This window comes from Kitasatospora sp. NPDC015121 (genome assembly GCF_055562955.1).
In genome coordinates this window covers 128,862-140,920 of sequence record NZ_JBVHEH010000022.1, presented here as the reverse complement: position 1 = coordinate 140,920, position 12,059 = coordinate 128,862, and the positions used below count along the sequence as shown (strand labels likewise).

At 73.1% G+C, this 12,059-nt stretch carries 10 protein-coding genes and 1 tRNA gene; 4 read left to right on the top strand and 7 right to left on the bottom strand.

Features of this window, described 5'->3' with window-relative positions:
• Window positions 1-111: 111 nt before the first annotated feature.
• Window positions 112-1,383 (bottom strand): sensor histidine kinase, encoded by a 1,272-nt coding sequence (locus ACZ3J7_RS29425; RefSeq protein ID WP_465626256.1) that lies wholly within the window; start codon window positions 1,381-1,383, stop codon window positions 112-114.
• 222 nt (window positions 1,384-1,605) lie between these two features.
• On the opposite strand from ACZ3J7_RS29425, the gene ppc reads away from it, so the two are divergent.
• Window positions 1,606-4,401, top strand: coding sequence for a phosphoenolpyruvate carboxylase (gene ppc, locus ACZ3J7_RS29420; RefSeq protein WP_465626255.1), 2,796 nt, complete (start codon window positions 1,606-1,608; stop codon window positions 4,399-4,401).
• 69 nt (window positions 4,402-4,470) lie between these two features.
• Here ppc and ACZ3J7_RS29415 read toward each other — a convergent pair whose 3' ends face one another.
• The 6 genes from ACZ3J7_RS29415 to ACZ3J7_RS29390 all read right to left on the bottom strand — a co-directional run bounded on the left by ACZ3J7_RS29415 (window position 4,471) and on the right by ACZ3J7_RS29390 (window position 9,206).
• Window positions 4,471-4,692 (bottom strand): hypothetical protein, encoded by a 222-nt coding sequence (locus ACZ3J7_RS29415; RefSeq protein ID WP_465626253.1) that lies wholly within the window; start codon window positions 4,690-4,692, stop codon window positions 4,471-4,473.
• 200 nt (window positions 4,693-4,892) lie between these two features.
• Window positions 4,893-5,468 (bottom strand): aminoacyl-tRNA hydrolase, encoded by a 576-nt coding sequence (gene pth, locus ACZ3J7_RS29410; RefSeq protein ID WP_380238006.1) that lies wholly within the window; start codon window positions 5,466-5,468, stop codon window positions 4,893-4,895.
• A 111-nt stretch (window positions 5,469-5,579) separates the two neighbouring features.
• Window positions 5,580-6,182: a 50S ribosomal protein L25/general stress protein Ctc gene (locus tag ACZ3J7_RS29405; RefSeq protein ID WP_465626250.1), complete on the bottom strand. Its 603-nt coding sequence runs from the start codon at window positions 6,180-6,182 to the stop codon at window positions 5,580-5,582.
• 248 nt (window positions 6,183-6,430) lie between these two features.
• On the bottom strand, window positions 6,431-7,411 hold the full coding sequence (locus tag ACZ3J7_RS29400; protein WP_465626248.1) for a ribose-phosphate diphosphokinase: 981 nt from the start codon (window positions 7,409-7,411) through the stop codon (window positions 6,431-6,433).
• 164 nt (window positions 7,412-7,575) lie between these two features.
• Complete coding sequence (gene glmU, locus ACZ3J7_RS29395; RefSeq protein WP_465626246.1) at window positions 7,576-9,021, bottom strand: bifunctional UDP-N-acetylglucosamine diphosphorylase/glucosamine-1-phosphate N-acetyltransferase GlmU; 1,446 nt, start codon at window positions 9,019-9,021, stop codon at window positions 7,576-7,578.
• A gap of 114 nt (window positions 9,022-9,135) precedes the next feature.
• Window positions 9,136-9,206: transfer RNA gene (locus ACZ3J7_RS29390), tRNA-Gln, on the bottom strand.
• 255 nt (window positions 9,207-9,461) lie between these two features.
• Between ACZ3J7_RS29390 and ACZ3J7_RS29385 the strand changes: the two genes are divergently transcribed.
• The 3 genes from ACZ3J7_RS29385 (at window position 9,462) to ACZ3J7_RS29375 (ending at window position 12,056) form a co-directional block, all read left to right on the top strand.
• A complete protein-coding gene (locus ACZ3J7_RS29385) occupies window positions 9,462-10,430 on the top strand; it encodes an acyl-CoA desaturase (protein WP_465626244.1) in 969 nt (322 codons plus the stop codon).
• A 107-nt stretch (window positions 10,431-10,537) separates the two neighbouring features.
• Entirely contained in the window at window positions 10,538-11,140 is a 603-nt protein-coding gene (locus tag ACZ3J7_RS29380; protein ID WP_465626277.1) for a TetR/AcrR family transcriptional regulator, read from the top strand.
• 64 nt (window positions 11,141-11,204) lie between these two features.
• A complete protein-coding gene (locus ACZ3J7_RS29375; protein ID WP_465626242.1) occupies window positions 11,205-12,056 on the top strand; it encodes a DMT family transporter in 852 nt (283 codons plus the stop codon).
• The last annotated feature ends 3 nt before the right edge of the window (window positions 12,057-12,059 follow it).

The following is a 12,059-nucleotide window of genomic DNA, read 5'->3' as shown; positions in this document are numbered from 1 at the left end:
CCTGCGCGATCTGGCACAACCGAACCATCGGCCGACCCGTCACCCGCTCACTCATCGCCTACGACCACTGACCGACTTCGGAACTACTCGTCTAGCCCGGAACGAGAGGACCTAGTCGAGGGGCTTCACCGAGCGGCGCAGCCGGGACGGCAGGACCGCCTCGACCCGGAAGCCGCCGTCGGCCTCCCGCCCGGAGTGGAAGGCGCCGCCGAGCGCGACCACCCGCTCGCGCATCCCGACCAGGCCGTTGCCGCCGCTGGGCAGCGCCACCGGCGTCGCCGAGCCCGGGCACTCGTTCACCACCGACACCCGCACCCCGTTCGGCACGAACGCCAGCAGCACCGCGACCCGGGCGCCGCCCGCGTACTTGTGGGCGTTGGTCAGGCCCTCCTGCACCACCCGGTACGCGGTCTGCTCGGCCTCGGCGACGTACTCCAGGCGTTCGCCGCTGACCGTCAGCGACACCGCCATGCCCGCCACCCGGGACTGCTCGACCAGCTCCGGCAGCTCCGACAGGCCGCCGACCGGGGCCTCCACCTGCTCCTGCGGCTCGGTCATCCGCAGCACGCCGAGGATCTCCCGCAGCTCGTCCAGCGCCTGCCGGCCGGTCTCGCCGATCAGCTGCGCGGACTGCTGGGCCCGCACCGGGTCCTTGGGGACGATCCGCTCGACCGCGGCCGCGTGCACCACCATCAGGCTGACCCGGTGCGCGACCACGTCGTGCATCTCCCGGGCGATCCGGGTGCGCTCCTCGGCCCGGGCCCGCCAGGCGCGTTCCCTGGCCTGCTCGGCGAGCAGGGTCAGCTCGGCCTCCAGGCCCAGCGCGCGGTCCTGCAGCGACTCCACCAGGCGGCGGCGGGCGCCCACGTACAGGCCGGTCACCATCGGGGCGACCGCCATGCCGACCGCGACGAACGCCGCGATCACCGGGTACACCCAGGTCGGCGGGAGCTGCTCGGCCGGCGGCGGGTTCTTGGCGGGCGCCGTCATCGCGAGCAGCACCATGCCGAAGGTCTCCACCATGGCGACCGCCGACAACACCACCACCCGGGCCCGCCGGGTCGGCCACTCCCAGGTCGCCGCCAGCGTGTACAGCGACACCGCCAGCAGCACCACGCCGAAGAACCCCGGCACGAACACCAGCGCCACCACCACCGGCACCACCGGCCAGCGCCGCCGCACCAGCAGCGACGCGCCCGCGAGCGCCCCCAGCGCCACGCACAGCGCGGTGGCCGGCCCGCCCCAGTGCAGCCGGTCCCGGACCAGCCCGTACGCGCCGGCCGCGCACTCCACCGCCGACACCACCGCCAGCGCGACGTCCAGCGCCGCGCTCCGCCTCCGCGCCCACCACCACAGGCCGTCCCCCGCCGGCTTCTCACTCATGACCGACACGATACGCATGCGGCCGGGGGCGGACGGCGCCCTCCCGCCCGTCCCGCGCCCCGTCGGCGCGCCCGCCGGGTGTCCGCCATCCGGCCACCTCTCCGTACTGGCACCCCGTGCCACCTATGCTGTTGCCCGTCGGACAGCGCGGTCCGCACCCGTCACCCGCACCGCGGTGATGTCAGAGCCGTTGCCGAACCCCACCACCACAGGGAGACAGCCGTGACCGCTCCGGTCCCCACTCCGGCGGACAGCCCCTCCTCGATCGCCGACGCGGACAACGCCGCGCTGCGTGCGGACATCCGCCGCCTCGGCGACCTGCTCGGGGAGACCCTCGTGCGCCAGGAGGGCCCCGAACTGCTGGGCCTGGTCGAGCAGGTGCGCCTGCTGAGCCGCACCGACGGCGAGGCGACGGCGCAGCTGCTGGCGGAGATCGACCTGGACACCGCCGCGAAGCTGGTGCGCGCCTTCTCCACCTACTTCCACCTGGCGAACGTCACCGAGCAGGTGCACCGGGGCCGCGAGTTCGCCGCCCGCCGGGCCCTGGAGGGCTCGGTGCTCTCGCAGACCGCCGACCAGCTGAAGGAGGCGGACCCCAAGCACCTGGCGGACACCCTGGCCAACCTCGCGGTCCGCCCGGTGTTCACCGCGCACCCGACCGAGGCGGCCCGCCGCTCGGTGCTGAACAAGCTGCGCCGGGTCGGCGAGCTGCTGGAGCGGATCCACCGCGAGCAGGCCGCCACCGGGCAGGTCGACAGCGCCCGGCAGACCTCGGCCCGCCGCCAGGCCGACCGCCGCCTCGCCGAGGTGATCGACCTGCTGTGGCAGACCGACGAGTTGCGGATCGCCCGCCCCGAGCCTACCGACGAGGCCCGCAACGCCGTCTACTACCTGGACGAGCTGTACCGCGAGGCCGTCCCGGAGGTGCTGGAGGAGCTGCACGAGGAGCTGGCCCGGGTCGGCCTGACCCTGCCCGAGGGCGTCCGCCCGCTGACCTTCGGCACCTGGATCGGCGGCGACCGCGACGGCAACCCGAACGTCACCCCGCGGGTCACCTGGGACGTGCTCAACCTGCAGCACGAGTACGGCATCAAGGACGCCCTGGAGGCGGTCGACGACCTGCGCGCCTCGCTCTCCACCTCGGTCCGCCTCGCCGGGGCCTCCGAGGAGCTGCTCGCCTCGCTGGACGCCGACCTGGCGCACCTGCCCGAGCTGAGCCCGCGCTACAAGCGGATGAACGCCGAGGAGCCGTACCGGCTGAAGGCCACCTGCATCCGGATCAAGCTGGAGAACACCCGCGACCGCCTGGCCGCCGGCACCGCGCCCACCCCGGGCCGCGACTACGTCGGCACCCGCGACCTGCTGGCCGACCTGCGACTGGTCCAGGACTCGCTGCGGGCGCACCGCGGCGGCCTGATCGCCGACGGCCGCCTGGCCCGGACGATCCGCACCATCGAGGCGTTCGGCCTCCAGCTGGCCACCATGGACGTCCGCGAGCACGCCGAGGCCCACCACCACGCGCTCGGCCAGCTCTTCGACCGGCTCGGCGAGGAGGCCTGGCGCTACACCGACATGCCGCGCGAGTACCGCCAGCGCCTGCTCTCCAAGGAGATGCGCTCGCGCCGCCCGCTGGCCCCCACCCCGGCGCCGCTGGACGCCGCGGGCGCCAAGACGCTGGGCGTGTTCACCACCATCCGCGAGGGCTTCGAGCGCTTCGGCGACGAGATCGTCGAGTCGTACATCATCTCGATGTGCCAGGGCGCGGACGACGTGTTCGCGGCCGCCGTGCTGGCCCGCGAGGCCGGCCTGATCGACCTGCACGCGGGCATCGCCAAGATCGGCATCGTGCCGCTGCTGGAGACCACCGACGAGCTCCAGGAGGCCGACCGGATCCTGGACGAGATGCTCTCCGACCCGTCCTACCGGCTGCTGGTGTCGCTGCGCGGCGACGTCCAGGAGGTCATGCTCGGCTACTCGGACTCCTCCAAGTTCGGCGGCATCACCACCTCGCAGTGGGAGATCCACCGCGCCCAGCGCCGGCTGCGCGACGTCGCGCACCGCTACGGCATCCGGCTGCGGCTGTTCCACGGCCGCGGCGGCACCGTCGGCCGCGGCGGCGGCCCCTCGCACGAGGCGATCCTGGCGCAGCCGTGGGGGACGCTGGAGGGCGAGATCAAGGTCACCGAGCAGGGCGAGGTGATCTCCGACAAGTACCTGCTGCCCTCGCTGGCCCGGGAGAACCTGGAGCTGACCCTCTCCGCCACGCTGGCCGCGTCCGCGCTGCACACCGCGCCCCGGCAGGCCCCGGAGGAGCTGGCCCGCTGGGACGCCGCGATGGACCGGGTCTCCGAGGCCGCGCACACCGCGTACCGCGCCCTGGTCGAGCAGGAGGACCTGCCGAAGTACTTCTTCGCCGCGACGCCGGTCGACCAGCTGGCCTCGCTGCACCTGGGCTCGCGCCCGTCCCGCCGCCCCGACAGCGGCGCCGGCCTGGACGGCCTGCGGGCCATCCCGTGGGTGTTCGGCTGGACCCAGTCCCGGCAGATCGTCCCCGGCTGGTACGGCGTCGGCTCCGGCCTGGCCGCCGCCCGCGAGGCCGGCCTGGGCGACGTCCTCGACGAGATGCACGGCAACTGGCACTTCTTCCGCAACTTCCTGTCCAACGTCGCCATGACGCTGGCCAAGACCGACCTGCGGATCGCCCGCCACTACGTCGAGCAGCTGGTGCCCGCCGACCTGCACCACGTCTTCGACCAGATCGTCGCCGAGCACGACCTCACCCTGCGCGAGGTGCTGCGCCTCACCGGCGAGAGCGAGCTGCTGGAGCACAACGACGTCCTGAAGCAGACCTTCGCCGTCCGCGACGCCTACCTCGACCCGATCTCCTACCTGCAGGTCGCGCTGCTGCGCCGGCAGCGCGAGGAGGTCGCGGCCGGCCGCCCGGAGGACCCGCTGCGCGCCCGCGCGCTGCTGCTCACCGTGAACGGCATCGCGGCGGGCCTGCGCAACACCGGCTGACCGGGCCCCGCACGCACGACGGCGGCCCGCCCCCTCGCTCGTCGAGGGGGCGGGCCGCCGTCGTGTCGTTCAGGCGCCGCGGCGCTTGCGCAGCCACGCGGCCGCGCCGCCGGCCACCACCACCAGGCCGCCGCCGACCGCGTACAGGCCGGCCGAGCCGACCGAGCCGGTGGGCGGGGCCAGCCGGGCCGCGGCGGGCTCGGGGCCGGTGGTGGGTTCGGCGGCGGCGGGCCCGGCGGCCCATCCTCCGGCGGCCAGGCACAGCACGGTGCCTCCGACGACCTTGCCCACGCGCTTCGACCGGATCACGGTCCATACCCCCATAGACGGCACTTCAATCCTTCGCTGTACCGGTCCTGACGGTATCCGATCAGATGACGTTTCTGACCCCCGGTCAGCTTCCTCCCGGCAAGCGTTGCATGAACGTTGTGTACGGAGCGTGGCCGGATCCGGTGCGGCGCCTGCACCCAGTGCCAATCCCGCTGGGGCGGTCAGGAGTTGTAGGTCTGCTGGGCCCGCTCCAGGCCGTCCGAGAGCAGCGCCTCGACGGCGTCGGCGGCCCGGTCGACGAACCAGTCGAGGTCCTTGCGCTCGGTGGACGAGAAGTCCTTGAGGACGAAGTCGGCGACCTCCATCCGGCCGGGCGGGCGGCCGATGCCGCAGCGGACCCGGTGGTAGTCCGGGCCGAGCGACTTGGTGATCGACTTGAGGCCGTTGTGGCCGTTGTCGCCGCCGCCGGTCTTCAGCCGCAGCGCCGCGTAGTCGAGGTCGAGCTCGTCGTGGACGGCGACGACCGCCGAGGTCGGGACCTTGTAGAAGTCGCGCAGCGCGGTGACCGGGCCGCCCGAGAGGTTCATGAAGGTCATCGGCTCGGCGAGGACGACCCGCCTGCCGGCCAGCCGCCCCTCGGCGACCTGGGCGCGGCTCTTGTGGGCCTTGAACCTGGCGCCGATCCGCTGGGCCAGCAGCTCGACCACCATGAAGCCGATGTTGTGCCGGTTGCGGGCGTACTCCTTGCCCGGGTTGCCGAGGCCCACCACCAGCCAGGGGCCGTCGTACTCGCTCATGCCGCTCCTCACGCGGGTGTTCTCCGTACCGTCCACATCATCCCGGACACGCCGCTGCCCCGGCCGTCCGCGCACGGGGCGGGGACGGCCGGGGCAGCGAGGAGGCGGTGATCAGGCCTCGACGGCCTCGTCGGCGGCGGCCTCGTCGGCGGCCTCGTCCTCGGTGGCCTCGGGGGCCTGGGCGCCGATGACCTGCAGCACGACGGCGTCGGCCTCGACGGCCAGGGTCACGCCGGAGGGCAGGGTGATGTCGCCGGCGGTGATGGAGGCGCCGGCCTCCAGGCCCTCGACGGAGACGGTGACCGACTCGGGCAGGTGGGTGGCCTCGGCCTCGATCGGGAGGGCGTTCAGCACGTTCTCGATCAGGTTGCCGCCGGGGGCCAGCTCGCCCTCGGTGTGGACCGGGATCTCGACGGTGACCTTCTCGCCGCGCTTGACCAGCAGCAGGTCGACGTGCTCGATGGAGCGCTTGATGGCCTCGCGCTGCACGGCCTTCGGCAGCACGTACTCGTCCTTGCCCTCGATCGGGACGACCAGCAGGGCGTTCGGGGTCTTGAGGGCCATCATCAGGTCGTGGCCGGGCAGGTTCAGGTGCACCGGGGCGTGGCCGTGGCCGTAGACGACACCGGGGACGAAGCCGGCGCGACGGGCACGACGGGCGGCACCCTTGCCGAACTCGGTGCGGGACTCGGCGGCGATGCGGATCTCGGACACGACTGCACTCCTCGTGAAGCGAAGGGGTGCAGGAACGACAGAACCGCCGGGCCACACCCTCAAGTACGAATGGGGGGACGCTCGGCGGTTCGATCAAGGCGCATCGTTCTCGCGCGTCGATCACGGAGCACCGAAGTGGGCATCCCTCGCCGAGCAGTCTCCCAAGACTAACCGGGGGGTGGCGCGGACGTGAAATCGGCCCCCGGCTCCGTGCGGAGCCGGGGGCCGCCCGTGGGGCTGACGAGGGGTCAGTGCACGCCCTCGAAGAGGCTGGTGACCGAGCCGTCCTCGAAGACCTCGCGCACCGCGGCGGCGATCGACGGGGCGATCGACAGCGTGGTGATCTTGTCCAGCTGGAGCTGGGCCGGGGTCGGCAGGGTGTTGGTGAACACGAACTCGCTGACCCGGGAGTTCTTCAGCCGGTCCGCGGCGGGGCCGGAGAGCACGCCGTGGGTGGCGGCGACGATGACGTCGGCGGCGCCGGCGTCGAACAGCGCGTCGGCGGCGGCGCAGATGGTGCCGGCGGTGTCGATCATGTCGTCGACCAGGACGCAGACCCGGTCCTTGACGTCACCGACCACCTCGGCGGACAGGATGGTGTTGGCCTGCGACATGTCGCGGCGCTTGTGGATGATCGCCAGCGGGGCGCCGAGCCGGTCGCACCACTGGTCGGCGACCTTCACCCGGCCGGCGTCCGGGGAGACGATGGTCAGCTTGGAGCGGTCCGGGACCCGGTCGCCCACGTAGTCGGCCAGCATCGGCAGCGCGAACAGGTGGTCCACCGGGCCGTCGAAGAAGCCCTGGATCTGCGCGGTGTGCAGGTCCACGGCCATCAGCCGGTCGGCGCCGGCGGTGCGCAGCAGGTCGGCGACCAGGCGGGCCGAGATGGGCTCGCGGCCGAGGTGCTTCTTGTCCTGGCGGGCGTAGCCGTAGAACGGCAGGATCGCGGTGATGCTGCGGGCCGACGCGCGCTTGAGCGCGTCGATCATGATCAGCTGTTCCATGATCCACTGGTTGATCGGAGCCGTGTGGCTCTGGACCACGAAGCAGTCCGCGCCGCGGGCGGACTCCAGGAAGCGGACGTAGATCTCGCCGTTGGCGAAGTCCAGCGCCTTGGTCGGGACGAGTTCGGTGCCCAGCTCGCGGGCGACCTCCTCGGCAAGTTCGTGGTGGGCACGGCCGGAGAAAAGTTTGAGCTTCTTCTCGCCGGAGGTCGTGATCCCGCTCACTGCACCGTCTCCTCGTGTATTGCCACTCTGGGTGAGTACGCCGAGGCACGGCCGAAGAGGCCCGATGGCGCACGTATGTCCTTCAGGTTACGCGCCCCGCGCGCGGTCCGACGGCCGGGGACCACTCCTCAAGATCCCCGGCCGTCCCGTCCGACCGCCCCGTCCTACTGCGCCCCACCTGCCTCGGCGGCCGCCCGGGCGGAAGCCGATCCGGGCCGCTTCCGCTCGACCCAGCCCGCGATGTTGCGCTGCTGGGCGCGGGCGACGCCGAGCGAACCCGCAGGTACGTCGTTGGTGATCACCGATCCGGCGGCCGTGTAGGCGCCGTCACCGACCGTCACCGGGGCGATGAACATGTTGTCGGAACCCGTGCGGCAGTGGGCCCCGATGACCGTCCGGTGCTTGTCGACCCCGTCGTAGTTGACTGTGACCGACGCCGCACCGACATTGGTGCCCTCGCCGATCGTCGCGTCCCCGATGTACGACAGGTGGGGGACCTTCGCCCCTTCGCCGAGCTCCGAGTTCTTGATCTCGACGTAGGTGCCGGCCTTCGCCTTCCGGGCCAGCCTGGTGCCCGGCCGCAGGTACGCGTACGGGCCGACGGAGGCCTCCGGGCCGATCTCGGCGCGGTCGGCCGTGGTGTTGCTCACACGGGCGCCGGCGCCGACCGTAGTGGCGGTCAGCGTGCAGTTCGGGCCGACCTCGCAGCCCTCGCCCAGGTGGGTGGCGCCGTGCAGCTGGGTGTTCGGGTGCACCAGCGCGTCCGGCTCGTACGTCACCTGGACGTCCAGCCAGGTGGAGGCCGGGTCGACCACGGTCACGCCGGCCCGCATGGCGTTCTCCAGCAGGCGGTCGTTGAGCAGCCGGCGGGCCTCGGCGAGCTGCACCCGGTCGTTGATGCCGACGATCTCCCGGTGGTCGGCGGCGACCACCGCGCCGACCCGGTGGCCCTCGCGGCGCAGGATCTCCAGGGTGTCGGTCAGGTACTCCTCGCCCTGCGCGTTGTCGGTGCCGACCAGCGAGAGCGCGAGGGCGAGCAGCTTGGCGTCGAAGGCGAACACCCCGGAGTTGATCTCGTCGACCGCCAGCTGCTCGGCGGTGGCGTCCTTGTGCTCGACGATCGCGGCGACCGCGCCGTCCGGGCCGCGCAGGATCCGGCCGTAGCCGGTCGCGTCGGGGACCCGCGCGGTCAGCACGGTGACGCCGTTGCCCTGCTCGGTGTGCGCGGCGGCCAGCGCGGCCAGGGTGGCGCCGGTGAGCAGCGGGGCGTCGCCGGTGGTGACCAGCACGGTGCCGTCCAGCTCCACGCCGTCGGCGGCGAGCGCCCGCAGCGCGGTGCGCACGGCGTGGCCGGTGCCGTTCTGCTCGGTCTGGACGACGGGGCGGGCGGCCGGGTAGTGCTCGGTCAGGTGGGCCTGGACCAGTTCGCGCAGGTGGCCGATCACCACGACCAGCTGACCGGGCGTCAACTCCTGGGCGGCGCTGACCGCGTGGCCCACCAGGGAGCGGCCGCAGATCTCGTGCAGCACCTTCGGCAGCGCCTTGGACTTCATTCGCGTGCCGCCGCCGGCGGCGAGCACGATCACGGCAGCGGGCTGGTTGGCACTCACGCGGGGAGACTCCTCGGTCGGATGCGGGGTGGAGGGCGCACCGAGAATACCGAGAGAAAAGGAACGGAAACCGTCCGAAACGGTCCGGGGCCCGTCCGAACAGGCCGGTCAGGGCTCCGCCGCTAGGATTCGAACCCAGACAAAGGCCTCCAAAGGGCCCTGTGCTGCCATTACACCACGGCGGAAAGGCGCGCTCGCACGCCCAGCACAGCCTACGGGTTGACGGCCCGTAGCTCCACCATCTTCGGCGAAGGCACACGAACGACGCCGGGTCCCCCGGCCGACGACCGGCCGACGACCCGCCGGGATCCGGCGGGCGAACAGTGCGACACGTCCGCGCCGAGGTCTTCCGCTTGCCCCGGAGCATTACCTACGATGCCGTAAGTTACGGTCACGTAGGTACAGGTACCCACCGGCCCCCTCACCCCCCGGGAAGCGCCATGACCATCCAGGCCGGGCAGGCGCCGCCGCGCGCCGCCGAGGACGCCCGCACCGCCACCACGCTCTCCGCCACCAGGGGCGGCGAGCGGCAGAACGCGCTGGAGCGCGCCACCCTGGCCCTGTTCATCGCGCTGCCGTTCCTGGCCCTGCTCGCCGCCGTCCCGGTGGCCTGGGGCCGGGGGCTGTCCTGGCTGGACGCCGGCCTCGGGGTCGGCATGTACTTCCTCACCTGCCACGGCATCACCGTCGGCTACCACCGCTACTTCACCCACGGCGCCTTCAAGGCCAACCGGCCGCTGCGGCTGGGCCTGGCGGTGCTCGGCTCGATGGCCGTCGAGGGCCCGCTGGTGCGCTGGGTCGCCGACCACCGCAAGCACCACCGCTACTCCGACAAGGACGGCGACCCGCACTCGCCGTGGCGCTACGGCGAGAACCTGCCGGCGCTGCTCAAGGGCCTGTGGTGGGCGCACATGGGCTGGCTGTTCGACGAGGAGCAGACCCCGCAGCTCACCTACGCGCCCGACCTGGTCCGCGACCCGGCGATAAGGGCGATCTCCCGGCTGTTCTGGCTGTGGACGCTGCTCTCGCTGGCCCTGCCGCCGCTGGTCGGCGGCCTGGTCACCTGGAGCTGGCAGGGCGCGCTGTCCGCGTTCTTCTGGGGTTCGCTGGTCCGGGTCGCGCTGCTGCACCACGTCACCTGGTCGATCAACTCGATCTGCCACGCGGTGGGTTCGCGCCCGTTCCGGTCCCGCGACCGGTCCGGCAACGTGTGGTGGCTGGCGGTGCTGTCCTGCGGCGAGTCTTGGCACAACCTGCACCACGCCGACCCCACCTCGGCCCGGCACGGCGTGCTCCGCGGCCAGGTCGACTCCTCCGCCCGGGTCATCCGCTGGTTCGAGCGGGCGGGTTGGGCGCGCGACGTCCGCTGGCCCGGCGCGGAGCGGATCGCCGCCCGCCGCGCCGCATGAGTCGGCGCCTACAGCATGATGGAGGGGTGAACGGGACCAACGGAGACAGCACCGGCCATCGACAGCCCTCGCGCCGCGGCGGGGGCAAGGGCGGCGGCCGGGTGCGGATGACCGGCAAGCAGCGTCGCGAGCAGCTGCTGGAGATCGGCCGGTCGGTCTTCGCCGAACGCGGCTACGACGGCACCTCGGTGGAGGAGATCGCCGAGCGCGCCGGGGTCTCCAAGCCCGTCGTGTACGAGCACTTCGGCGGCAAGGAGGGCCTGTACGCGGTGGTGGTCGACCGCGAGATGCAGCTGCTGCTCGACATGGTCACCGGCGCGCTCACCGGCGGGCACTCCCGCGAGCTGCTGGAGCAGGCCGCGTTCGCGCTGATGGACTACATCGACACCTCCACCGACGGTTTCAAGATCCTGGTCCGGGACTCGCCGGTGGCCCAGTCCACCGGCTCGTTCGCCTCGCTGATCGGCGACATCGCCACCCAGGTCGAGGACATCCTGGGCCTGGAGTTCAAGTCCCGCGGCTTCGACGCCCGGCTGGCGCCGATGTACTCGCAGATGCTGGTCGGCATGGTGGCGCTGACCGGCCAGTGGTGGCTGGAGGTCCGCAAGCCCGCCAAGGCGGAGGTCGCCGCCCACCTGGTGAACCTCGCCTGGCACGGCCTGGAGGGCCTGGAGCGGCACCCCAAGCTGGTCGGCGAGCGCAAGAACTGAACCGGCGGCCCGGCGGCCCCCGTCACCGGGGCCCCGGGCCGGTACGCACGACAGGGACGGTCCCGTGGCGGTCTTCCTGCTGGCCCTCGGCGCCGCCTGCTGCCTGGGCGCCGGATTCGTCCTGCAGCAGCACGCCGCCCAGCGCGCCCCCCGCGGCGACCTGCTGCGCTGGCGGCTGCTGCTCGACCTGGTGCGGATGCCCGACTGGCTGCTCGGCATCGCCTTCATGATCGGCGGCCAGGCGCTCTCCGCGCTCGCCCTCAGCCAGGGCGAGGTCACCCAGGTCGAGCCGCTGCTGGCCACCAACCTGGTCTGGGCGATGCTGCTGGCCCGCCGGATCACCGGCACCCGGCTGGGCCGCTCCGGCTGGATCGGCGTCGCCCTGATCGCCCTCGGCGTCACCGCGTTCATCGCCGCCGGGCAGCCCCGGGGCGGCGGTCCGGCGGCCGGGGAGCTGCGGCACTGGCTGGTGGTCGGCACCGTCTCCGGCCTGGCCCTGCTGCTGGTCGCGGTGGCCCGCCGGCTGCCGCTGTTCGAGGAGGCGACCCTGCTGGCGCTGGCCGCCGGCCTGCTCTACGGCCTGCAGGACGCGCTGACCCGCGGCACCTTCGACCGGATCGACCGGGACGGGGCGTCCGCGGCGCTGACCTCCTGGCCCCCGTACGCGGTGGTCGGGATCGGCGTGGTCGGGCTGCTGCTGGTGCAGTCCGCGTTCGAGGCGGCGCCGCTGCGGATGTCGCTGCCCGCGCTGACCGCCGCCCAGCCGCTGGCCGGGATCGCCTGCGCGGTCGGCTTCCTGGGCGACCGGCTGCGGCTCACCCCGGGGGCGCTGGCCTGGCAGAGCGCCGGGCTGGCCGCGATCGTGGTCGGCGTGGTCGTGCTGGGCCGCCACCCGGCGCTGCCGGGCGCCAGGTGACCG

Bases quoted from the DNA above. Each gene is read 5' to 3' on its own strand.
- pth (WP_380238006.1), bottom strand. From the start codon at position 5,468: ATGAGCGAGTACGACGGCCCCTGGCTGGTGGTGGGCCTCGGCAACCCG.
- ACZ3J7_RS29380 (WP_465626277.1), top strand. From the start codon at position 10,538: ATGACCGGCAAGCAGCGTCGCGAGCAGCTGCTGGAGATCGGCCGGTCG.
- ACZ3J7_RS29385 (WP_465626244.1), top strand. From the start codon at position 9,462: ATGACCATCCAGGCCGGGCAGGCGCCGCCGCGCGCCGCCGAGGACGCC.
- ACZ3J7_RS29425 (WP_465626256.1), bottom strand. From the start codon at position 1,383: ATGAGTGAGAAGCCGGCGGGGGACGGCCTGTGGTGGTGGGCGCGGAGG.